Raw genomic sequence first — 21,902 nt, forward strand, 5'->3', positions numbered from 1 at the left:
ACTTTCGGAGACTGCTTGCATGGCCTCGCTGTTTGCATCCGTTGAAATGGCCCCCCGTGACCCGATCCTGGGCCTGAACGAACAATTCAACGCCGACCCCAACCCCAAAAAGGTGAACCTGGGCGTGGGCGTGTACACCGACGATCAAGGCAAGCTGCCCCTGCTCAAGTGCGTGGCCGCCGCTGAAAAGCAGATGTCGGAAGCCCCCAAGGCCCGCGGTTACCTGCCCATCGACGGCATCGTGGCCTATGACAAGGCCGTGCAAGGCCTGGTGTTCGGTGCCGAGCACCCCGCCGTCAAGGGCGGCCGCATCGCCACTGCCCAGGCCATCGGCGGCACCGGCGGTCTGAAGCTGGGCGCCGACTTCTTGAAGCGCCTGCAGCCCAATGCCCAGGTGCTGATCTCTGACCCCAGCTGGGAAAACCACCGCGCCCTGTTCGAAACCGCCGGCTTCCCGGTCGACGTGTACCCCTACTACGATGCCGCCAACCGTGGCATCAACTTCGAGGGCATGATCGCCAAGCTGAAGGCTGCTGCAGCCGGCACGATCGTGCTGCTGCACGCCTGCTGCCACAACCCGACCGGCTACGACCTGACAGACGCCCAGTGGGACGAAGTCATCGCCGTGATCAAGGCCCAGGGCCTGATCCCCTTCCTGGACATGGCTTACCAGGGCTTTGGCAACGGCATTGCCGAAGACGGCGCCGTGGTCATCAAGTTCCTGGACGCTGGCCTGAGCTACTTCGTGTCCACCAGCTTCTCCAAGAGCTTCTCGCTGTACGGCGAGCGCGTGGGCGCCCTGAGCATCGTCAGCGAAACCGCCGAAGAATGCGGCCGCGTGCTGAGCCAGCTCAAGCGCGTGATCCGCACCAACTACTCGAACCCGCCCACCCACGGTGCCCAGGTGGTGGCCATGGTGCTGACCAGCCCCGAGCTGCGCAAGATGTGGGAAGACGAGCTGGCCGAGATGCGCGACCGCATCAAGGTCATGCGCGGCGCCCTGGTCGAGAACCTGCAGGCCGCTGGCGTGCAAGGCGACCTGAGCTACATCACCCGCCAGAAGGGCATGTTCAGCTACTCCGGCCTGAACGCCCCCCAGATGCAGCGCCTGCGCAGCGAGTTCGGTGTGTACGGTGTCGACTCGGGCCGCATCTGCGTGGCCGCCCTGAACACCGGCAACCTCAAGTACGTGGCCGACGCCATCAAGGCCGTGATGTGATGCCTGCGCGGCCTGCACGGTCGCGCACTTCACCGCCAGGGAGCCCTTCGGGGCTCTTTTTTTTTCATCTCATCGCCTGCCATTCGGACCACAGGCGCTCGAAGGGCTGACCGCAGGCCTGTCATCGCACACCGCGACAGTGAATGAACTCAGGTGTCCCGCCATCGGCTGGACGACGTTTCACTGCACCCCACGGAGTTTGCGATGAAGGGCATGTCCCACCCCACCAACGACCTCACGCTGGCTGAATCGACGGCCCCGGGCATCCGGGAAGTGCTGGATCAGGTCCAGACGCACCGTCGCCAGTTCCTCAAAACCGGCCTCAGCGCCTCGGCGCTGGCCTCGGCTGGCGGCCTCACGCTGGGCGGCCTGGTCAGCTCGGTGCAGGCTGCACCGGTGGCCCCCAGCCTGGGCTTTGCAGGCATGGGCTTCGCCAACGTGCCCGCCAACACCCGTGCCCTCAATGCCTCGCTGGGCGGCTCGGCCACCGCCGTGGTCGACCGCGTGACGGTGCCCGCCGGCTACACCGCCCAGCTGCTGGTGGCCTGGGGTGACCCGATCATGCCCGGGGGCACGGCCTTCACCGGCACGGCCAGCGAAACCGCCGCCCAGCAAGCGCGGCAGTTCGGCATGCACAACGACGGCATGCACTTCTTCCCGTTCACGGGCGCCAGCGGCACCCTGCTGAGCGACCGCGGTGTCATCTGCGTGAACAACGAGTACACCCACGAACAGATCCTGTTCCCGGACGGCCCCAACCTCAGCGGCGGCAACTACACCCTGGAAAAGACCCGCAAGTCGCAGAACGCGCACGGCGTGTCGGTGGTCGAGGTGCGCCGCATCAACGGCCAGTGGTCGGTGGTCAAGAACTCGCCGTATGGCCGCCGCATCACGGCCAACACCTTCTGCCGCGTGTCCGGCCCCGCCGCAGGGCATGCCCTGCTGAAGGCCAAGGCCCACACCATCACCGACACGGCGACCACCCCCACGGGCGGCCTGACCGATGGCACCTATGCCTACGGCACGATCAACAACTGCGCCCATGGCATGACGCCCTGGGGCACCTACCTGACCTGCGAAGAAAACTGGAACGGCAACTTTGGCAGCACCAGCCCGGTGTCCACCTCGGTGAGCACCGAAATCGGCAAGCTCAATCGCCGTTACGGCCTGAGCGCCGGTGGCTTTGGCTACAACTGGCATGTCAATGACCCCCGCTTCGACCTGAACCTGAACCCGATGGAGCCGCATCTGTTCGGCTGGGTGGTCGAGATCGACCCGTTCAACCCGCGCGCCGTGCCGGTCAAGCGCACCGCCCTGGGTCGCTTCAAGCACGAGAGCGCGCAGTACGTGGTGGACGCCAACCAACGCATCGCTTTCTACATGGGCGACGACGAGCGCAACGAATACATCTACAAGTTCGTGTGCGCAGGCGCTTACAACCCAACGAACAAGGCCGCCAACCGCGACCTGCTGGACAGTGGCGTGCTGTATGTGGCGCGCTTTGACGCCAACCTGACCGGCCAGTGGCTGGCCCTGGAGCCAGGCACCGTCGGCGTCGATGGCGTGGCCCTGCGCGACAACCCCAACTTCGCGGGTGCCAACGACGCGGAAGTGAAGGCCAAGATCCTGGTCAAGACCCGCATGGCCGCTGACGCGGTGGGCGCCACCATGATGGACCGCCCGGAATGGACCGGCGCGCGCCCCCGCATCGGTGGCTTCCAGGAGATCGAGGTGTACTGCACGCTGACGAACAACTCGCAGCGTGGCACCAACAACGGCAGTCAGCCTTACACCAACCCGACCGATGGCTCGGGCGCATCGGGTGCCGCACGCCCGGCCATCGATGCCGCCAACCCCCGCGCCAACAACGTGCACGGCCACATCATCCGCTGGCGTGAGGCCGGCCAGTCGGTCACGGCCACCACGTTCAGCTGGGACCTGTTCGTGCAGGCTGGCGATGTGGCCACCAGCAAGACGCCCAACAGCAGCAATGACTTCAAGGGCAACATCATCGACTCGCCCAACGGAAGCGCCGACTACGGTGCGCCCGATGGCCTGTGGTTCGACGACTTCGGCCGCCTGTGGGTGCAGACCGACCAGGTGGGTGATGGCTCGGGTGATTTCGTCAACATCGGCAGCAACGTGATGGTGTGCTGCGACCCGAACACTGGCGAAACCCGCCGCTTCCTGACCTCGCCCAACCGTTGCGAAGTGACGGGCGTGACCATGACACCGGACGGCCGCACGCTGTTCGTGGGCATCCAGCACCCTGGCGAAGACGCCACCGCCGCCAACCCCACCCAGTTCTCGAACTGGCCTCAGAACCAGTGGCGTGTCGAGGCCGACGGTGTGACCCCGCTGCCTGCCGGCCGCCCCCGCTCGGGCGTGGTCGTGATCACCAAGGACGACGGCGGCCTGATCGGCAGCTGACACCCATGCAAACACAAGGAGTTCCCATGAAACGACAATTTGGCATGGCCCTGCTGGCCGCCACCCTGGGTGCCAACGTGCAGGCCGCCCCGATCGACAGCGCCTCGGCACCCTTCGCTGGCACCGTGATCGACTTCAACCAGTTCGACGGCCTGATCACCTCGGGCCCGCTGAGCCTGGGCCATGGCATCACCCTGACCAGCACACCGAACGTGGAAGTGGGTGCCAACGCCCAGGCCCTGGGCACCAACGGCACCTGGACCGTGCTGGGCGACGGCATTCATCGCGACGGCACTTTCCTGGCCACCCGTTTTGTCAGCCCTCGGGGTGAACTGGGTTTCAGCTTCGCGGCCCCCGCGCAGCGGGTCGGCGCATTCTTCAACCAGAACCAGGTGGCTGGCATCACCAACCGCCTGACCCTGCTGGCCTATGACGCCGATGGCAACGTGCTGGAAACCCAGACCGTGAGCATCGACACCGACGAGTTCGGCTACGACGAAGGCCGATTCCTGGGCTTCCAGCGCGCCACCGCCGACATCCACGGCTTTGCGGTGGCCGATGGCACGTTCGTGATGGACAACCTGACCGTCAGCGCCGTGCCGGAACCCCAGGCACTCGCCCTGCTGATGGCCGGTGTCGGTGTGACCTGGGTTGCCGCTCGCCGCCGCACAGGCTGAAGCCACAAGGTATTCAGTGTCCAGCCCATGCCTTGCGGCATGGGCTTTTTTCTTGTCCGGAAACATCGGACATCAGGGGGCACCCTGCCCTTTGTGCTCAATCGCGCACCCCGAGCTTGCGGGAGTCATGCTGCGGTGCGGAATAAGCACGTCCGAAAAGGCCTATTGCGTTGGATCATGCCCTTGGCGCAGTGCGATGATGGGTTTTAAGATTCATGTTGCAATGCAGCAAAAATGATCTGTCACGGCTTTGGCCGTTCCCGACACGTTCCTGAGGTCACCCATGCTCTACCAACTGTACGAAACCAACCGCGCCTGGCTCAGCCCCTTTTCGGAGTTTGCGAGTGCAGCCGCCAAGCTGTACAGCAACCCCCTGTCGCCCATGGCGCACATCCCGCAAGCCCAGCGCGTGGCGGCGGGCTTCGACCTGGCCCACCGGTTGACCAAGGAATACGAAAAGCCCGCCTTCGGCATCAATGCCGTCAATGTGGACGGCACCGAGGTGGTGGTGCAGGAGCAGGTGGTCAAGACCAACCCATTCTGCCGCCTGCTGCGCTTCAAGCGCTTCACCGATGACGCCGCCCTGCTGAGCAAAATGCGTTCGCAGCCGTCCATCCTGGTCGTGGCACCGCTCTCGGGCCACCACGCCACACTGCTGCGCGACACCGTGCGCACCCTGCTGCAGGACCACAAGGTGTACATCACCGACTGGACCGATGCCCGCATGGTGTCGCTGGAAGATGGCGCATTCCACCTGCACGATTACGTGAACTATGTGCAGGAGTTCATCCGTGAGGTCGGCCCGAATGTCCACGTGATCTCGGTGTGTCAGCCCACGGTGCCCGTGCTGGCCGCGATCTCGCTGATGGCCAGCCGCGGTGAGAAGACCCCGCTGACCATGACCATGATGGGCGGCCCCATCGACGCACGCAAATCGCCCACGGCCGTGAACAACCTGGCCATGAACAAGAGCTTCGAGTGGTTCGAGAACAATGTGATCTACCGCGTGCCGCCGAACTACCCCGGCGCCGGTCGCCGCGTGTACCCGGGCTTCCTGCAGCACACCGGTTTCGTGGCCATGAACCCCGACCGCCACGCCAACTCGCACTACGACTACTTCCTCGACCTGCTGCGCGGTGACGACGACAACGCCGAAGCCCACCGCAAGTTCTACGATGAGTACAACGCCGTGCTGGACATGCCCGCCGAGTACTACCTGGAGACCATCCGCACCGTGTTCCAGGAGTTCGCCCTGGTCAACGGCACCTGGATGGTGAAGAACCCCCAGGGCAAGGAAGAGCTGGTGCGCCCGCAGGACATCAAGACCACCTCGCTGCTGACCATCGAAGGCGAGCTGGACGACATCTCCGGCTCGGGCCAGACCGCCGCCGCACACGACCTGTGCACCGGCATCCCCAAGAACCGCGCCAAACACTACATCGTGGAAGGTGCCGGCCACTACGGCATCTTCTCGGGCCGCCGCTGGCGCGAGATGGCCTACCCGGTCATCCGCGAGTTCATCTTGACCCACAACGCCAAACCGGCCAGCAAGGCCAAGGCCGCCTGACACGGCACTGCAAATCCACCGGAGGACAGGCCCGCCATGTGCGGGCCTTTTTTTGTGCGCGCCAACCGGCGTAAACTCGCCACCCCATGCTCGACGCCGACGCCCTGAACGCCCTGCTGCCCCAGACGCAATGCACCAGTTGCGGCTACCCGGACTGCGCCCATTACGCGCAGGCCATGGCCCGTGGTGAGGCCGAGATCAACCTGTGCCCGCCCGGGGGGGCCGAAGGCATCGAACGCCTGGCCCGCGCCACCGGCCGGCCCGTGATCCCGCTGAACCCCGCGCATGGGATTGAGGGCCCGCGCTTTCTGGCTGTGGTCGACGAGGCCTGGTGCATTGGCTGCACCAAGTGCATCGAGGCCTGCCCCGTGGACTGCATCGTGGGGGCGCCCAAGCAGATGCACACCGTGATCGAGGCCGACTGCACGGGCTGCGAGCTGTGCATCCCGGCCTGCCCGGTCGACTGCATCAGCCTGGTGCCAGCACACACACATGAGCCCCACCCCACTGGCTGGGCCGCCTGGAGCCCGATCGAGGCCGAGAAGGCGCGCGCCGCCTACGAAGCCCGCAACACCCGCCGCGCCCGCCTCAAAGCCGAGCAAGAGGCTCGGCTGGAGGCCAAGGCCGCCCACAAGCTGGAGCACCTGGCCGAACTCACCAAGGTCAATGACGAGGCCGAACTGGCCCGCAAACGCGCCGTGGTGGAAGCTGCCATGGCCCGCGCCCGGGCCCGACGCCAGAGCCCGACCGGCTGAAAGCCGAGTCGCGCGCTGCCCCCCCTGACCGTCCGGCATCCCTCATCTGGAGGAATACAAGCGCATTGGGGTCATCACCCTGTCATGTGTGGCCTGAAAAATGCATCATGCACGCACAACAGCACCGCACAGGTGCAACAGGAAATGAGGAGTCGCGCATGAGAGCATTGATGAACCTGGCCATTGAACCTGCACTGCGCCTGTTCGAGGTGTCAGCCCTGGTCATGGTGTCGCCGTCCCAGCAGGCAGTTCAACGCGTTCTGAAAGTGCTGGCCGATACCCCCAAGGGCGCCGTGCAGATCGTGCGCGACCGCTACCCCAAATCACGCAGTCACCAGGTTTTGTCCCAGCAGCCTCTGGAAGGTTACGCCGCCGGCTGAGCCTCAGCCCGGTGCTTGGCCGGCCCCCTTGATGCCCACAGGCTGTGCCATCATCGGCACATGAGCCTACCGATGAAGCCGGCCGACATCGGCCCGATGTTCGCCACCTGGCAAGCCGCCAACCCCGAGCCCCAGACCGAGCTGGCATACAGCACGCCCTTCGAGTTGCTGACCGCCGTGCTGCTGTCGGCTCAGGCCACCGACGTGGGTGTGAACAAGGCCACTCGCAAGCTGTTCCCGGTGGCCAACACCCCCGAAGCCATCCTGGCCCTGGGTGAAGAAGGCCTGTGCGAATACATCAAGACCATCGGCTTGTACCGCAGCAAGGCCAAGCACCTGCTGGAAACCTGCCGCATGCTGATCGAGTTGCACGGCAGCGAAGTGCCGCGTGAACGCGAGGCCCTGGAAGCCCTGCCCGGCGTGGGCCGCAAGACTGCCAACGTGGTGCTGAATGTGGCCTTTGGCGAGCCCACCATGGCCGTGGACACGCACATCTTCCGGGTCGGCAATCGCACCGGCCTGGCCACAGGCAAGACACCACTGGCGGTCGAGCTGAAACTGCTCAAACGCATCCCGGCCGAGTACCGCCTGCACGCCCACCACTGGTTGATCCTGCATGGGCGCTATGTGTGCCAGGCCCGCAAGCCCCGCTGCTGGGAATGCGGTGTGGCCACCTGGTGCCGGTTCAAGGACAAGACGCCGGCGCCCTGAACGACAAAGCGCCCCGCAGGGCGCCTTTCAGCACAGCACAAGGCCCTCTCGGAAGGCTCAGGCCGCCTGACGTTGTTGACGGCGGCGCATGAACCCCACCACAGCCAGCCCTGTGAAGGTCAGGGCCCACTGCTCGGGCTCGGGCACCGGCATGGCGGCTGTGGCCATGGCCGTGCCGATGGCCTGGTGCACGCCAGCCGTGGGGTGCACGTTGTCCCACAGATAGTACTGGCTGGGGTTGCTGCAAAGCGAAGGTGTGGCGCCCGTGACCAGGCAGGGGGTGGTCACGTTGAAACCCCGGGCGGCATAGCCGTTGCGCAACGTGGTCAGGAAGCTGTAAGCGTCGTAGACCTGGACATCGAGACCCACCAACTGGGTCTCCAGACCGTTCATGGCGTTGTTCAGGTAGCTGTTGAACGCCAAGGTGAGTTGCCGGGCACCGGCCTGGTAAGTGGCGTCACGCTGCAGCGACGGGGCGGTGGTGGCCAGATCGGGCAGGTTGGGAATGAAGAAGTTGCGGGCACCAGCGGCATACAGCGCCGACACATCGGCCGCCAGGTTGCCGACCGCCGACGCCACCGTCGCGCCCGTGGGGTTGGTGAAGAAGTCGTTGCCACCAGCCCAGATGTAGTACAGGGCCTGGCTGTCGACCGCACCGCCCTTTTCACTGATGTACGCCGAAATCTGCTGCCGTGTGCCCGTGCTGGCAATCAGGCTCAGGCGGGTGGGGTTGGTCTCTGCCAGGCGATTGCCATTGCCTGTGTAAGCCCCGCCCACGGCGCGATCGTCCAGGCTCAGGCCCAGTTGCTGAGCCATGTATTCCACCGCCACCGGGCCATTGCTGAAGCGTCCTTGGTAATAAGGCGACGCAGGGAAAGTGACGTCCAGGTAGTCAACGGTGTTACCGTTGTCGACCAGGCTATCGCCAAAGGCCACGAGCTGACTGGCGGCTTGTGCGCCCTGAGCCAGCAGAGCGGCCGAAGCCAGCAGGCCAAGTCGGGCCACGAACGAAGTGATGCGCATGCGGATGTCTCCCCAGGTGAAGGTGGTGCCGCGTGGTTCCGCAGCTTTGGCGGCACCTTATCACCGGCTCGGCCTAGGCAGCGCCCTGCCCCTCCTTCAGAGGGCATCCCAAGGGGTGAAATGCGTCAGAACTCCCCCGGAGCGAGGGGGTGGTGCAGGCTCAGACGCAATTCGGTTTTCAGGCGGGTGTTGCGCAGCAGGCGAGATTCGCCCATGAACGACATCTGCATGGGGGAGAGCTGTGCGGCCGCTTCCGCACGGCTCAAACGCGGGCAACGGGGCAGGCCCGCCCGGTCGGCCACGAGGTCGAAGTAATCGCCCATTTTCAGGCGGGTGTCGTCGCACACGTGCAGCGTGCGCTGAGGCTTGCCGCGCCACAGGTACAGCGCACAGGCCCGTGCCAGGTCGTCGGCATGGATGTGGTTGGTGAACACATCGTCTTCGGGGCGCAGCAGGGGGGCACCACGGCGCACTCGCTCTCGCGGGTCACCGCCCTCACGGTCGGGTGCATAGATGCCCGGGATGCGCAGCACACCCGCTCGGGTGCCCTGGCGCAGGGCCATGCTGCGGCCCCATTGGCGCACCCAGCGCTCGGCGGCCACCCGGCGGCGGGCACGGTCGGTGGCCGGGGCCACGGCACGGGTCTCGTCAAACTCGGCACCGTGCGCGTTGCCGTACACGCCCGTGGTGCTGCCGTAGGCCAGGGCCTGCATGCCCCCCCGGCGCGCCAGCGCGGTCAACAGCGCCTGGGTGCGCGGGTCGTGGGCGCCGTGCCCGGGCGGAGGAGCCAGGTGCAGCACATAGGGCGCCAGGCCCGCCAGGCGCGCCAGCGAGGCCGGCTGATCCAGGTTGCCCAGCAGGGGCACCAGGCCCTGCGCGCGCAAGGCGACCACCTTGTCGGGCGACGAGGTCAGGGCGCGCACGCGGCAATGGCCGCGCAGCATGGTGGCCACGCGCAGACCCACGTCGCCGCAGCCCACGATCAGCACGCGGGTCTGGCGGAAGGTTCGGCAGGCAGAGATGGCAGGCGCACGCATGGTGGGGGCTTCGGCTTGAGCGAAAATCAGGGGTTGCCCGATTTTGAGGCCTCCCAGGATTCCCAGGACCGCGTCATGAGCTTTTCCGTCACCATCGTGCCCAGTGGCCGCCAGTTCACCATGCAGCGCGACGACACCGTGCTGAGCGCGGCCCTCCAGGCGGGCATTGGCCTGCCCTACGGCTGCAAGGACGGCGCCTGTGGTTCGTGCAAATGCAAGCTGGTGGAAGGCCGTGTGCTGCACGGCGCCCACCAGGCCAAGGCCCTGACCGAGGCCGAGGAGGCCGCGGGCCTGGTGCTGACCTGCTGCGCCACGCCGCAAAGCGACATCGTGCTGGAGTCGCGCCAGGTGGTGGCCCTGGGCGACAACCCTGTGGTCAAGATGCCCACGCGTGTGACCACACTGCGCCGTGCCGCGCCCGATGTGATGGTGCTGAACCTGCAACTGCCAGCCAACAACAGCTTCGGCTACCGGGCTGGCCAGTACATCGAGTTCATCCTGAAAGACGGCAACCGCCGCAGCTACTCGATGGCCAATGCCCCGCACACGGTGAAAGACCCGGCCGTCAATGGCATCGAACTGCACATCCGCCACATGCCGGGCGGCCTGTTCACCGACCATGTGTTCGGTGACATGAAGGAAAAGGAAATCCTGCGCATGGAAGGCCCGCTGGGCACTTTCTTCGTGCGCGAAGACAGCGAGCGCCCCATGGTGCTGCTGGCCTCGGGCACGGGCTTTGCACCGCTCAAGGCCATCATCGAGCACCTGCGTTTCAAGCAGAACACCCGCCCAGCGGTGCTGTACTGGGGTGCCCGCACCCGGGCCGATCTGTACATGCACGCGTGGGCCGAGCAGCAGGCTGCCGAGCTGCCCTGGCTGCGCTATGTGCCGGTGCTGTCGGAAGCCCTGCCTGCCGATGCCTGGCAAGGCCGCACGGGCTTCGTGCACCAGGCCGTGCTGGCCGACCTGCCCGACCTGTCGGGCCATGAGGTGTACGCCTGTGGCGCCCCCGTGATGGTGGCCGCTGCGCGCCACGATTTCGTGGCCCAGGCCGGCCTGCCCGACGAGTTCTTCTATGCCGACGCCTTCACCAGCGCGGCCGACAAGGCCTGAGCGCCCAATGCCCAGGCCCAGCGCCTTCAACCCTCATCGGAAAGCCTGACCATGTCCTACGACACGAACAACGTCTTCGCCAAGATCCTGCGTGGCGAGATCCCGAGCTTCAAGGTGCACGAAGACGAGCACACGCTGTGCTTCATGGACATCATGCCGCAGGTCGATGGCCATGCCCTGGTGATCCCCAAGCAGCCGGCCGAGACCCTGTTCGAACTCAGCGATGACAGCGCCCAGGCCTGCATGCGCACGGTGCGCCAGGTGGGTGAGGCCATGAAGAAGGCCCTGGGCGTGGAAGGCATCGTGCTGATGCAGCTCAACGGTACCGCCGCGGGGCAAACCGTGCCGCACTTTCACATCCACGTGATCCCGGGCTCGATCGCCGACCTGCGCAAGCCGCATGCCACGGCCATGGGCGACATGGACAAGATCAAGGGCCTGGCCGAACGGATCAAGGCCGCGCTGTGACCTGAAGCGGGTGCCGAGGCCATGGCGTCATGGCCGCACCCCGCAGGTTCAGGCCCCCAGGTAGGCCGCCTGCACCTGGGGGTCACCCAAGAGGTCGCAGGCCGCGCCTTGCAGGGTGATCTCGCCCGACTCCATCACGTAGGCGCGCTGCGCCATCTCCAGCGCACGGTGGGCGTTCTGCTCGACCAGCAGCACGGTCACGCCCTGGGCCGACACGTCGGCCACCACCTCGAAGATCTTGTCGACCATGATGGGCGACAGACCCATGGAGGGCTCGTCCAGCAGCAGCACCTTGGGGCGGGCCAGCAGGGCACGGCCCATGGCCAGCATCTGCTGCTCGCCGCCTGACAGCGTGCCGGCAAGCTGCTTGCGGCGCTCTTTCAGGCGAGGGAAGCGCGCATAGACCGATTCGATGTCGGTCTCGATGTCGCGGTCGCGGCGCAGGTAGGCGCCCATGCGCAGGTTCTCGTCGATCGACATGCGCGCGAAGATGCCGCGGCCCTCGGGCACCATGACCAGGCCCTGTGCCACCAGGTCCCAGGGCCCTTGGGCATGCACCGGCTGCCCGTTCAGGCGCACCTCGCCTCCTTGTGGCGCGAGCAGGCCACAGATGGCCTTGAGTGTGGTGGTCTTGCCGGCGCCATTGGCACCGATCAGGCTGACCAGTTCGCCCGGGTACAGGGCCAGGTTCACGCCCTTGACGGCCCGGATGCCACCGTAAGCCACACTGAGATCGTGCGTGCTCAGCACAGGGGATGTGTTCGTGTTCATGCGTGTGCGGTGCGGTTTCAGCGGGGCGCCGAGGGGGTGTCGGACGCATCCGGCAGGTCGGACAGGCCGTCATCGCGGTCGTCCACGCCTTCCTCCGGGTCTTCGAGGGCACCGCTGTCGGGGCTGTCGTGCGGGGTGTCGTAGGCCCGGTGGGCGCTGCCCAGGTAGGCCTCGATCACGGCGTCGTTGTTCTGCACCTCGGCCGGCAGGCCGTCGGCGATCACGTGGCCCTGGTCCAGCACCGTGATGCGGTCACACAGGCCCATCACCAGCTTCACGTCGTGCTCGATCAGCAGCACGGTGCGCCCCTGGTCACGGATCTTCTCGATCAAGGCGCGCAAGGCCACTTTCTCGGTGGCGTTCATGCCGGCGGCGGGCTCGTCGAGGGCCAGCAGCTTGGGCTCGGTGGCCAGTGCACGTGCGATTTCCAGGCGGCGCTGGTCACCGTAGCTCAAGGTGCGGGCCATGCGGTGGGCCTGGTCGGTCAGCCCCACGAAATCGAGCAAGGCCATGGCTGCATCGGTGATGGCCGCCTCCTCGCGATTGAAGGCCGGCGTGCGCAGCAAGGCCTGCCACCAGCCCACCTGCGTGCGCACATGGCGGCCCACGCGCACGTTGTCAAGCACGCTCATGTCACCGAACAGACGGATGTTCTGGAAGGTGCGTGCAATGCCGGCGCGCGCCACGCGGTGCACTTCGGTTGGCCGGTAGCGGCGGCCCTTGAGCTCGAAGTGGCCCTGGTCGGCCGTGACCAGCCCGGTGATGGTGTTGAAGAAGGTGGTCTTGCCAGCGCCATTGGGGCCGATCAGGCCGTGCACGGTGCCAGGCATGACATCGAGCCCGACGCCATTGAGCGCCTGCACACCGCCAAAGCGCTTGATGACGCCCGAGACTTTCAGCAACGGTGCGCCGCTCATGCCTTGCCCTCCGGTGCGGGCCACAGGCCACGGGGCCGGGCCAGCATGATGCCGATCATGGCCAGCGCCACCAGCAGCTGCCGCAAGATGGCGGCATCCAGCCGCCCGCCCGTGGCCGCCTGCAAGGGCCCCGCCACATGGCGCAGCACCTCGGGCAGGGCCGCCAGCAGGAAGGCGCCCAGCACCACGCCGGGCACATGGCCCAGGCCGCCCAGCACCACCATGGCCACCACCATGATGCTTTCCTGCAGGCTGAACGATTCAGGCGATACGAAGCCCTGGAAGCTGGCAAACAGCACCCCGGCCACACCACCGAAGGTGGCGCCCAGCCCGAAGGCCAGCAGCTTGAGGTTGCGTGTGTTCAGGCCCATGGCCTTGGCCGCGATCTCGTCTTCGCGGATGGCGCGCCAGGCCCGGCCCAGGCGGGAGTCCTGCAGGCGCAGGCAGGCCACCACGGCCAGCACGACCAGGCCCAGGAACAGGTAGTAGTGCAGCGTGACCGGTGGCAGCGTGAAGCCGCCCACGTGCCAGGGCTCACCGAGGCTGACCCCGAACACCGTGAGCGGGTCGATGCGGTCGATGCCCTTGGGGCCGTTGGTGATGTTGACCGGGTTGTCCAGGTTGTTCATGAACACCCGGATGATCTCGCCAAAGCCCAGCGTGACGATGGCCAGGTAGTCGCCCCGCAGCTTGAGTGTGGGCGCGCCCAGCAGCACACCCGCGATCGCGGCCAGGCCCGCGCCCAGCGGGATCACCAGCCAGATGGGCGTGTGCAGGCCATCGGGGAACAGGGCCGCCAGGGCCGGGAAGTTCTCGGTCAGGTGGGGCGAGCCCAGCAGCGCGAACATGTAGGCGCCCACGGCATAAAAGGCCACATAGCCCAGGTCGAGCAGGCCGGCAAAGCCCACCACGATGTTCAGGCCCAGGGCCAGCAGGATGTACAGCAGCGCCGTGTCGAGGATGCGCACCCAGGCCTGGCCCACGCCCTGCAGCAGCAGGGGCAGCACCATCAGGGCCACGGCGCACAGCGCGAAGGTGATCTTGCGGTTCATGTGCATGCCCTCCTCACGCCCGGTCGGCGACGCGTTCGCCCAGCAGGCCCTGCGGGCGGAACACCAGCACCAGGATCAGCACTGAGAACGCGAAGATGTCCTGGTAGTTCGAGCCCAGCAAGCCACCGGTGAGGTCACCGATGTAGCCGGCACCCAGGGCTTCGATCAGGCCCAGCAGGATGCCGCCCACCATGGCGCCCGGCAGGTTGCCGATGCCGCCAAACACGGCCGCCGTGAAGGCCTTCAAGCCCGGCAGGAAGCCCATGGTGTGCTGCACCGAGCCGTAATTGGCCGCCCACATCACGCCGGCCAGGGCCGCCAGGGCCGCCCCGATGACGAAGGTGGCGGAAATGATGCGGTCAGGGCGCACGCCCATGAGCTGCGCCACCCGCGGGTTCTCGGCGGTGGCGCGCATGGCCCGGCCCAGCGGCGTGCCATGGATCAGGGCCATCAGGCCGGCCATGGTGGCAGCGGCCACGCCGATGATCAGGACCTGCACCACGTTGATGGTGGCGCCCATGACCTCGTAGGGCTCGTCGGGCAGCAGGATGGGGAACGGCTTGTAGTCAGGCTTCCAGATGATCATGGCCAGCGTCTGCAACAGCAGCGACACGCCCATGGCCGTGATCAGCGGCGCCAGCCGGGGCGCATTGCGCAAGGGCCGGTAGGCCAGCTTCTCGATCACGAAGTTCAGCGCCATGCAGGCCACCATGGCCACCGCCAGCGCGATCAGCAGCAGCAGCCAGCCCGGCAGGCCTGCACCTTCCAGCTGGGTGACCACCGTCCAGCTGACCAGCGCCCCCACCATCAGCACCTCGCCGTGCGCGAAGTTGATCAGGTTGATGATGCCGTAGACCATGGTGTAGCCCAGCGCCACCAGGGCGTACATGCTGCCCAGCACCAGGCCGTTGATGAGTTGTTGGATGAAGATGTCCACCGGTGTCGACTTTCTGCGCACTGTGCGCGGGTCAGGCTGGGGCCACCCATGCAAAAAGCCCGCCAGTCGGCTTCAACCGTCAGGCGGGCTGCTGGGCCACGCGGCCGGATTATCGGCCATGTGCAGCGTGGGCAGGCTCAGAACAGCTTGGGCAGCTTGAGCAGATCGACGATGGTGCGGATCAGCTTGGGCTTGAAGCCGTCGTAGGGCGGGAAGAACAGCTTGGCCACCATGATCGGGCCCGACTTCAGCACGGCACGCTCGTGCGAGAAGGCCTTGAAGCCGAAGTAGCCGTGGGCATTGCCGATGCCCGAGTTGTTCACGCCGCCAAAGGGCAGGTTGCCGTGCGCATAGTGCAGCACGCAGTGGTTGATGCCCACGCCACCCGAGCTGGTGTGCGCAATGATGCGCTTGGTGCGGGCGTCGTTGCGGGCGAAGATGTACAGCGCCAGCGGCTTGGGGTCGGCGTTGATCCGGGCGATGACCTGGTCGATGTCGCGCCAGCCGATCACCGGCAGCACGGGCCCGAAGATCTCTTCGCTCATGATGGTGGCTTCGGCCGGGATGTTGTCCAGCAGCGTGGGCGCGATGAACGACGAGGCCACATCCACCTCACCGCCCAGCAGCACACGGGCGCCGCGCTTGCGGGCGTCGTCGATCAGGCCGGCAATGCGCTGGGTGTGGCGCTGGTTGATCACGCGGGTGAAGTGCGGCGAGGCCTTCTGGGCCTGGGCGTTGTCGCCGTAGCGCTCGGCGATCACGCGGCGGCATTCGGCCACGAACTTGTCCTTGACGGCTTCGTGCACGTACACGTGGTCGGGCGCCACGCAGATCTGGCCACAGTTGGTCAGCTTGCCCCACAGCAGGGTTTCGGCGGCCAGCTTGATGTCGGCCGATTCGTCCACGATCACGGGCGACTTGCCGCCCAGCTCCAGGGTGACGCTGGTCAGGTGCTTGGCGGCGGCGGTCATGACGATCTTGCCCACGGCCGGCGAGCCGGTGAAGAAGATGTGGTCGAACGGCAGGGCCAGCAGGGCGGTCGAGGTGGGTGTGGAGCCCTCGAAGATGGCCACCTGGTCGATGGGGAACAGCTCGCGCAGGATCTCGACCATCACGGCGCTGACATGCGGCGTCATTTCCGACGGCTTGACGATGGCCGTGTTGCCCGCAGCCAGGGCCGACACCAGCGGGCCGAAGCACAGGTTCAGCGGGAAGTTCCAGGGCGCGATGATCAGGCAGCGGCCACGGGGCTGCGCTTCGATCCAGGCCGAGGTGCCACCCGTGGTCATGGTGGGCCACACACGCTGCGGCTTCATCCACTTCTTGAGGTCACCGATGGCGTGGCGGATCTCGTCGAGCACCGGCATGAACTCGGTGGCTTCGACCTCCGAAGGCGGCTTGTGGTAATCCTTCTCGAAGGCGGCGTAGAAGGCCTCGCGGCGGGCCAGCATGGCATCGCGCAGCTTCTTGAGGCGGGCGATGCGCTCGGCCGCGGTGGAAGCGCGCCAGGCCAGGGCCGTGGGCAGCTGGGCATCGAAGGCGCGCTGGATGTCGGCCGGGTTGGCTTCACCGGGCTGGGTGCTGACCATGTGCATGAGGGGGGCGTTCATCTTGGCGTCTCCTTCGGGTGGGGCCGGCGGCCTGACAATGTCGGGCCGCGCCATCGGCGTCAATGTAGCGTGTTTGCCGGGATTGCACCTGCATTCGGCACGCGTTTGAAAACGCGCGTGCGCACATTCTGCGCGAAGACGGCATTGTGCCAGCACCGCGCCATTTTTTGAAACTATCCCGTCATCCAAATACCCTGCCATGCCCCCCCTTCAACAGATCACCTTCGACTTGCGTGGCGAATTCATCACCCTCGACAAATTGCTGAAAGCCTGCAGCCTGGCCAGCAGTGGCGGCGAGGCCAAATTCATGGTCTCTGAAGGCATGGTGCAGGTCGATGGCCAGGACGAATTGCGCAAGACCGCCAAGATCCGTGCGGGCCAGGTGGTCAGCGTGCGGGGTGCCCGCATCCGGGTGGAGGCCGACCCGAATGCACCCGAGGCCGCAAGCGGCGACCGCGAAATCAACGACTGACACGCTCTTTGATGCCGCGCAGGGCGACTGCGCACGAAAACCGCTGAAATCGGGGATTGACCCGAGTGCCGTCGCGTTTTCCCGCAGTATGGTGCCAGGGTGTTCCAGGAGTCTTCGATGTCGAACATCTACACACAGGACCTGCCCCGCACCGAGGCGAACTTTGCCGCCTTCAGCCCCCTGAGTTTTCTGGAGCGCGCCGCCCAGGTCTACCCTGACCGCCTGGCCATCGTGCATGGCGAGATGGCCCAGACCTGGGGCGAGACCTACCGCCGCTGCCGCCAGCTGGCCAGCGCCCTGCGCCAGCGCGGCGTGGGCCACGGCGACACCGTGGCCGTGATGCTGCCCAACACGCCCCCCATGGTGGAAGCCCACTTCGGCATCCCGATGGCCGGTGCCGTGATCAACACGCTGAACACCCGGCTCGACGCCGAGGCGATTGCCTTCATGCTGGACCACGGCGAGGCCAAGGTGGTGATCGTGGACCGGGAGTTCGCGCCCACCATGGCCCGCGCCATCGAACTGCGCCAGAGCACAGGCAGGCTGCTGGTGATCGACGCCGACGACGCCCTGTACGCCGGCACGCACGAACGCATCGGCCCGCTCACCTACGAAACCCTGCTGGCCAGCGGTGACGCCCAGTTCGAATGGCAACTGCCCGCCGACGAATGGGACGCCATCGCGCTGAACTACACCTCGGGCACCACCGGCAACCCCAAGGGCGTGGTGTACCACCACCGAGGCGCGGCCATGAACGCGGTGTCAAACATCCTGGAATGGGACATGCCCAAGCATGCGGTGTACCTGTGGACGCTGCCCATGTTCCATTGCAATGGCTGGTGCTTCCCCTGGACGGTGGCCGCCCGAGCGGGCGTGAACGTGTGCCTGCGCAAGGTGGAACCCAAGGCCATTTTCGAGGCCATGCGCCAGCACGGCGTCACGCATTACTGCGCGGCGCCCATCGTGCACGCGGGGCTGGTCAACGCCCCTGACGAACTGAAGGTGGGCCTGCCCGCCGGCATCCAGGCCATGGTGGCCGGCGCTGCACCGCCCGCGGCCATGATCGAAGGCATGGAAAAACTGGGCATTGGCCTGACCCATGTGTACGGCCTGACCGAGATCTACGGGCCCGCGGCCGTGTGCGTGAAGCACGAGGCCTGGGACGCCCTGGACATCGGTGAGCGCGCGCGCCTGAATGCACGGCAGGGCGTGAACTACCACCTGCAGCGTGGCATTGCCGTGAAAGACCCGACCACCCTGGCCGACGTGCCCGCCGACGGCGAGACCATGGGCGAGATCATGTTCCGCGGCAACATCACGATGAAGGGGTACCTGAAGAACCCCAAGGCCACGCAGGAAGCGTTTGCCGGCGGCTGGTTCCACACGGGCGACCTGGCCGTGCGCTACCCCGATGGCTACGTCAAGATCAAGGACCGCAGCAAGGACATCATCATTTCGGGGGGCGAAAACATCTCGTCCATCGAAGTGGAAGACGTGCTCTACCGTCACCCGGCCGTGCTGGCCGCCGCCGTGGTGGCCAAGCCCGACGACAAATGGGGCGAAACACCGTGCGCCTTTGTCGAGCTGAAAGCGGGTGTGGACATCACACCGCAAGACATCGTCGCGCATTGCAAGCAGCACCTGGCGGGCTTCAAGGTGCCCCGTGCGGTGGTGTTCGGAGAGCTGCCCAAGACCTCCACCGGCAAGATCCAGAAGTTCGAATTGCGTAAAAAGGCCGGATCTGCCCGCGCGATCGACGTTTAAGCGCACGCAGAGGTCCACAAGCCGGGCATGCTGGTCAAGTGTGAACCCAACCTGACAGTTGTCGAGCTTCAGCCCTTCGGATGCCCATCGCCACCGCCCACGTGTCCAGCGTCACACCCACCGCTCAGGAAGCTGCCCAAGAGGCGCAGCGACTGTCCGCCTTGCGCAGCCTGGAGGTGCTGGACACCCCGCCCGACCCCGATCTGGATCGCCTGACCCGCCTGGTGGCGCACGTGTTCAACGTGCCCACCTGCCTGGTGTCCATGGTCGACAGCGAACAGCTGTGGTTCAAGGCCCGCTGCGGCTTTGCCGACCCGCGTTTCCCGCGCGAAACCAGCATCTGCCACCACGTGGTGATGAAGCAGCAGACCCTGGTGATCAGCGACCTGAGCCGCGACCCGCTGTTCTCCAAGTACGCCTGGGTGCAGCAGCAGACCAATGGCTTTCGCTTCTATGCAGGCGCGCCGCTGCGCACCCGGGAAGGTCATGTGGTGGGCACCCTGTGCCTGCTCGACACCAGACCTCGCACCGAATTCACCGAAGCCGACCGCACCCGCCTGAGCACCTTTGCCGACGTGGTGATGTCCATCCTGCAATCGCACCAGCAACGGCTGGAGATCCGCCGCGAGCGCGAACTGCTGTCGTCGGGCCCGGTGGCCGCCCTGATCTGGGACACCCACACCCCGGCGAGCCTGCTGTACCGTTCAGGCAACCTGCACGACATCCTGGGTGAAGCGGCCATGCGGCACCTGGATGACGGCCAGCCTTTCGAGCAGCTGTTGCCCGCCGATCGACAGGACGCCTTCCGGGCTGCGCTGCAGGCCCACGCCCTGGGCCTGGACACCTGGCAGGAGATCACCTACCCGCTGGCCGACGGTGAACGCTGGGTGCAGCAGATCACCCGCGGCGACCTCGACAACCACGGCCAGCTGGTGCGTGTGCGCGGCTTCCTGCTGGACGTGACCGCCACCAAGCGCATGGAGGCGTCGCTTCGGCAGCAAGAGGCCGAGCGCCGACAGGTTCAGCGGCTTCAGGCCCTGATCAACGAGGCCCAGCAGAACTTCCTGCTCAGCAAGGACATCCAGGCCGCCTGCGAAGCGCTGTTCGAACCTTTGCTGCAGATCACCGGCAGCCGCTTTGGCTTCATCGGCATCACGCACATCGACGAAGTGGGACACAAAAGCCTCTTCGTGCCGACCATTTCGAACATTTCGTGGGACGAGGGCTCGCGCCACTGGTACGAGGAACATCAAAAGCGCCCCAACGCCATGCGCTTCAACAACCTCGACAACCTCTTTGGCCATGTGGTGACGCATGGCGAGGTGGTGTTGACCAACGCACCGGCCACCCACCCGGCCAGTCGCGGCACCCCCAAGGGACACCCCAACCTCGACTCTTTCCTGGGCATCCCGCTGAGCTTCAACGGCGAGGTGTTGGGCATGATCGGTCTGGGCAACCGCGAAGGGGGCTTCGATGAAGCGGTGCAGCAGCTGTTGCAACCCCTGGTGGTGACGCTGGGCACCCTGCTGCATGCGCGTGTGGTGGAAGACCAGCGCCAAGCCATGGAGGAGCAACTGCGGCACCTGGCCAGCGTCGATGCCCTGACCCAGTTGGCCAACCGGCGCGCCTTCATGGACGCGGCCGAACAACAATTCCGCCAGGCCCGGCGCTACCAGCAGCCCTGCACACTGGCCCTGCTGGACCTGGATCATTTCAAGCGCATCAACGACGAACACGGGCATGCCGGCGGGGACGCTGCGCTCAAGGCCTTCAGCCAGGTGATGAAGCAGTCGACCCGCGAAACCGACCTCATCGGACGGGTGGGTGGCGAGGAGTTTGCCGTGCTGCTGACCCAGACCAGCGAGCAGGAGGCATGGGTGGCGCTGGAACGCATCCGCCAGCAACTGAGCCAGACGACCGTGGCCCATGGAAACAGCACCATGCAGCTCACGGTGAGCATTGGCATGGCGCCCTGGCATTCGGCCCTGCATGGCCTGGAAGACTGGCTCACACAGGCGGATCACGCCCTGTACGGCGCCAAGTCGGGTGGCCGCAATTGCATGGTCTGCGCCACCACGCCTTCGATCGGCAGGACTGTCCAGCCAGCCGAACACCCAGATTGATCTATAAAGCAGGGCATGAACGCCCTGCCCCCTTCCGACGACAAGCCCCTGGCGGGCTGGCGGCTGAACCTTTACACCATCATCTTCGAGGCCGACACCCGGGCGGGTCGGTTGTTCGACCAGTGCCTGATCGGCGCCATCTTGCTGAGCGTGCTGGTGGTCACACTCGACAGCGTGTCCAGCATCCAGGCACGTTTCGGTTTCTGGCTGTCGGTGCTGGAGTGGTGCTTCACCATCGGCTTCACGGCCGAATACATCCTGCGGCTGCTGTGCGTGCGGCACCCCTGGCGCTACGCCACCAGCTTTTTCGGCATCATCGACCTGGTCTCGGTGGTGCCCACCTACCTGGCCCTGGTGGTGCCCGAGGCCCACTTCTTCATCGACGTGCGGATCTTGCGGCTGCTGCGCATGTTCCGGGTGTTCAAGCTCACCAGCTATGTCACCGAATACACCGCACTGGGCCGGGCCCTGATGGCCAGCCGGCGCAAGATCGCGGTGTTCCTGTCCTTCGTGCTGATGGTGGTGCTGATCATGGGCACCCTGATGTACGTGGTGGAAGGGCCCGAACACGGCTTCACCAGCATCCCCACGGCCATGTACTGGGCCGTGACCACCATGACCACCGTGGGCTTTGGTGACATCACCCCCAAGACCGACCTGGGGCGGTTCATTGCCTCGCTCATGATGCTGCTGGGCTGGGGCGTGCTGGCCGTGCCCACCGGCATCGTGACCTCCGAGATGACCGCACAGCGTCTGCCCCGGGTCACCACCACCCGCAGCTGCCACGAATGCCTGACCGAAGGTCACCTGCCAGAAGCGAACTTCTGCCGCCATTGCGGCGCACGATTGCCTGAGTACCAGCGCGAAGGTTGACAC

Annotated in this window: 19 protein-coding genes and 1 pseudogene; 13 read left to right on the top strand and 7 right to left on the bottom strand. The window is 66.1% G+C overall.

Translation table 11 applies throughout. The features are described from left to right. Window positions 1-19: 19 nt before the first annotated feature. From EYS42_RS09970 to nth, 7 genes are all read left to right on the top strand, one after another. Window positions 20-1,219, top strand: coding sequence for an amino acid aminotransferase (locus EYS42_RS09970; RefSeq protein WP_130968028.1), 1,200 nt, complete (start codon window positions 20-22; stop codon window positions 1,217-1,219). A gap of 204 nt (window positions 1,220-1,423) precedes the next feature. Then, entirely contained in the window at window positions 1,424-3,649 is a 2,226-nt protein-coding gene (locus EYS42_RS09975; protein WP_130968029.1) for a PhoX family protein, read from the top strand. A gap of 26 nt (window positions 3,650-3,675) precedes the next feature. Next, window positions 3,676-4,326, top strand: a complete 651-nt coding sequence (locus tag EYS42_RS09980; RefSeq protein WP_130968030.1) for a PEP-CTERM sorting domain-containing protein — start codon at window positions 3,676-3,678, stop codon at window positions 4,324-4,326. Between the two features lie 283 nt (window positions 4,327-4,609). Beyond that, window positions 4,610-5,893, top strand: a complete 1,284-nt coding sequence (locus tag EYS42_RS09985; protein WP_130968031.1) for a polyhydroxyalkanoate depolymerase — start codon at window positions 4,610-4,612, stop codon at window positions 5,891-5,893. An 86-nt stretch (window positions 5,894-5,979) separates the two neighbouring features. After that, window positions 5,980-6,648, top strand: a complete 669-nt coding sequence (gene rsxB / locus EYS42_RS09990; RefSeq protein WP_130968032.1) for an electron transport complex subunit RsxB — start codon at window positions 5,980-5,982, stop codon at window positions 6,646-6,648. A gap of 158 nt (window positions 6,649-6,806) precedes the next feature. Then, complete coding sequence (locus EYS42_RS09995; RefSeq protein WP_130968033.1) at window positions 6,807-7,028, top strand: hypothetical protein; 222 nt, start codon at window positions 6,807-6,809, stop codon at window positions 7,026-7,028. Between the two features lie 72 nt (window positions 7,029-7,100). Next, window positions 7,101-7,739: an endonuclease III gene (nth, locus tag EYS42_RS10000; protein ID WP_130968445.1), complete on the top strand. Its 639-nt coding sequence runs from the start codon at window positions 7,101-7,103 to the stop codon at window positions 7,737-7,739. A gap of 57 nt (window positions 7,740-7,796) precedes the next feature. On the opposite strand, the gene EYS42_RS10005 is transcribed toward nth, so the two are convergent. Next, entirely contained in the window at window positions 7,797-8,762 is a 966-nt protein-coding gene (locus tag EYS42_RS10005; RefSeq protein ID WP_130968446.1) for an SGNH/GDSL hydrolase family protein, read from the bottom strand. 125 nt (window positions 8,763-8,887) lie between these two features. Continuing rightward, window positions 8,888-9,799 (bottom strand): NAD-dependent epimerase/dehydratase family protein, encoded by a 912-nt coding sequence (locus EYS42_RS10010; RefSeq protein WP_130968034.1) that lies wholly within the window; start codon window positions 9,797-9,799, stop codon window positions 8,888-8,890. Between the two features lie 75 nt (window positions 9,800-9,874). Here EYS42_RS10010 and EYS42_RS10015 point away from each other — a divergent pair, with 75 nt between their 5' ends. After that, window positions 9,875-10,912: a CDP-6-deoxy-delta-3,4-glucoseen reductase gene (locus EYS42_RS10015; protein ID WP_130968035.1), complete on the top strand. Its 1,038-nt coding sequence runs from the start codon at window positions 9,875-9,877 to the stop codon at window positions 10,910-10,912. Between the two features lie 51 nt (window positions 10,913-10,963). Beyond that, window positions 10,964-11,380: an HIT family protein gene (locus EYS42_RS10020; protein WP_130968036.1), complete on the top strand. Its 417-nt coding sequence runs from the start codon at window positions 10,964-10,966 to the stop codon at window positions 11,378-11,380. 48 nt (window positions 11,381-11,428) lie between these two features. Here EYS42_RS10020 and EYS42_RS10025 read toward each other — a convergent pair whose 3' ends face one another. From EYS42_RS10025 to EYS42_RS10045, 5 genes and pseudogenes are all read right to left on the bottom strand, one after another. Continuing rightward, entirely contained in the window at window positions 11,429-12,151 is a 723-nt protein-coding gene (locus EYS42_RS10025) for an ABC transporter ATP-binding protein (RefSeq protein WP_130968037.1), read from the bottom strand. A 149-nt stretch (window positions 12,152-12,300) separates the two neighbouring features. Next, window positions 12,301-13,068: pseudogene (locus EYS42_RS10030) on the bottom strand (ABC transporter ATP-binding protein); the annotation flags it as partial. Continuing rightward, window positions 13,065-14,120, bottom strand: a complete 1,056-nt coding sequence (locus EYS42_RS10035) for a branched-chain amino acid ABC transporter permease (protein WP_425358886.1) — start codon at window positions 14,118-14,120, stop codon at window positions 13,065-13,067. The gene EYS42_RS10035 and the pseudogene EYS42_RS10030, both read right to left, overlap by 4 nt. A gap of 13 nt (window positions 14,121-14,133) precedes the next feature. Continuing rightward, window positions 14,134-15,057, bottom strand: coding sequence for a branched-chain amino acid ABC transporter permease (locus tag EYS42_RS10040; protein WP_130968040.1), 924 nt, complete (start codon window positions 15,055-15,057; stop codon window positions 14,134-14,136). A 137-nt stretch (window positions 15,058-15,194) separates the two neighbouring features. Next, window positions 15,195-16,667 (bottom strand): aldehyde dehydrogenase family protein, encoded by a 1,473-nt coding sequence (locus tag EYS42_RS10045; RefSeq protein WP_130968041.1) that lies wholly within the window; start codon window positions 16,665-16,667, stop codon window positions 15,195-15,197. A 199-nt stretch (window positions 16,668-16,866) separates the two neighbouring features. On the opposite strand from EYS42_RS10045, the gene EYS42_RS10050 reads away from it, so the two are divergent. The 4 genes from EYS42_RS10050 (at window position 16,867) to EYS42_RS10065 (ending at window position 21,899) form a co-directional block, all read left to right on the top strand. Continuing rightward, a complete protein-coding gene (locus EYS42_RS10050) occupies window positions 16,867-17,139 on the top strand; it encodes an RNA-binding S4 domain-containing protein (RefSeq protein WP_130968042.1) in 273 nt (90 codons plus the stop codon). Between the two features lie 117 nt (window positions 17,140-17,256). Then, window positions 17,257-18,903 carry an acyl-CoA synthetase gene (locus tag EYS42_RS10055; RefSeq protein ID WP_130968043.1) on the top strand — a complete coding sequence of 549 codons (1,647 nt, stop codon included), beginning with the start codon at window positions 17,257-17,259 and terminating at the stop codon, window positions 18,901-18,903. An 80-nt stretch (window positions 18,904-18,983) separates the two neighbouring features. After that, window positions 18,984-21,026 (top strand): sensor domain-containing diguanylate cyclase, encoded by a 2,043-nt coding sequence (locus EYS42_RS10060; protein ID WP_130968044.1) that lies wholly within the window; start codon window positions 18,984-18,986, stop codon window positions 21,024-21,026. Between the two features lie 15 nt (window positions 21,027-21,041). After that, window positions 21,042-21,899: an ion transporter gene (locus EYS42_RS10065; protein ID WP_130968045.1), complete on the top strand. Its 858-nt coding sequence runs from the start codon at window positions 21,042-21,044 to the stop codon at window positions 21,897-21,899. Window positions 21,900-21,902 lie beyond the last annotated feature (3 nt).

Origin of the sequence: Aquabacterium lacunae, from assembly GCF_004310865.1 — a bacterium.
In the GTDB taxonomy this organism is placed as follows: domain Bacteria; phylum Pseudomonadota; class Gammaproteobacteria; order Burkholderiales; family Burkholderiaceae_C; genus Aquabacterium; species Aquabacterium lacunae.

What these genes read in the sequence shown, in the direction of transcription:
- EYS42_RS10055 (WP_130968043.1), top strand. Translation starts at nt 17,257, where the DNA reads ATGTCGAACATCTACACACAGGACCTGCCCCGCACCGAGGCGAACTTT.
- EYS42_RS10020 (WP_130968036.1), top strand. Translation starts at nt 10,964, where the DNA reads ATGTCCTACGACACGAACAACGTCTTCGCCAAGATCCTGCGTGGCGAG.
- EYS42_RS10005 (WP_130968446.1), bottom strand. Translation starts at nt 8,762, where the DNA reads ATGCGCATCACTTCGTTCGTGGCCCGACTTGGCCTGCTGGCTTCGGCC.
- EYS42_RS09995 (WP_130968033.1), top strand. Translation starts at nt 6,807, where the DNA reads ATGAGAGCATTGATGAACCTGGCCATTGAACCTGCACTGCGCCTGTTC.
- EYS42_RS10010 (WP_130968034.1), bottom strand. Translation starts at nt 9,799, where the DNA reads ATGCGTGCGCCTGCCATCTCTGCCTGCCGAACCTTCCGCCAGACCCGC.
- EYS42_RS10045 (WP_130968041.1), bottom strand. Translation starts at nt 16,667, where the DNA reads ATGAACGCCCCCCTCATGCACATGGTCAGCACCCAGCCCGGTGAAGCC.
- rsxB (WP_130968032.1), top strand. Translation starts at nt 5,980, where the DNA reads ATGCTCGACGCCGACGCCCTGAACGCCCTGCTGCCCCAGACGCAATGC.
- EYS42_RS10065 (WP_130968045.1), top strand. Translation starts at nt 21,042, where the DNA reads ATGAACGCCCTGCCCCCTTCCGACGACAAGCCCCTGGCGGGCTGGCGG.
- EYS42_RS10025 (WP_130968037.1), bottom strand. Translation starts at nt 12,151, where the DNA reads ATGAACACGAACACATCCCCTGTGCTGAGCACGCACGATCTCAGTGTG.
- EYS42_RS09985 (WP_130968031.1), top strand. Translation starts at nt 4,610, where the DNA reads ATGCTCTACCAACTGTACGAAACCAACCGCGCCTGGCTCAGCCCCTTT.
- EYS42_RS09970 (WP_130968028.1), top strand. Translation starts at nt 20, where the DNA reads ATGGCCTCGCTGTTTGCATCCGTTGAAATGGCCCCCCGTGACCCGATC.
- EYS42_RS09980 (WP_130968030.1), top strand. Translation starts at nt 3,676, where the DNA reads ATGAAACGACAATTTGGCATGGCCCTGCTGGCCGCCACCCTGGGTGCC.
- EYS42_RS10060 (WP_130968044.1), top strand. Translation starts at nt 18,984, where the DNA reads ATGCCCATCGCCACCGCCCACGTGTCCAGCGTCACACCCACCGCTCAG.
- EYS42_RS10050 (WP_130968042.1), top strand. Translation starts at nt 16,867, where the DNA reads ATGCCCCCCCTTCAACAGATCACCTTCGACTTGCGTGGCGAATTCATC.
- EYS42_RS10015 (WP_130968035.1), top strand. Translation starts at nt 9,875, where the DNA reads ATGAGCTTTTCCGTCACCATCGTGCCCAGTGGCCGCCAGTTCACCATG.
- EYS42_RS09975 (WP_130968029.1), top strand. Translation starts at nt 1,424, where the DNA reads ATGAAGGGCATGTCCCACCCCACCAACGACCTCACGCTGGCTGAATCG.
- nth (WP_130968445.1), top strand. Translation starts at nt 7,101, where the DNA reads ATGAAGCCGGCCGACATCGGCCCGATGTTCGCCACCTGGCAAGCCGCC.
- EYS42_RS10035 (WP_425358886.1), bottom strand. Translation starts at nt 14,120, where the DNA reads ATGAACCGCAAGATCACCTTCGCGCTGTGCGCCGTGGCCCTGATGGTG.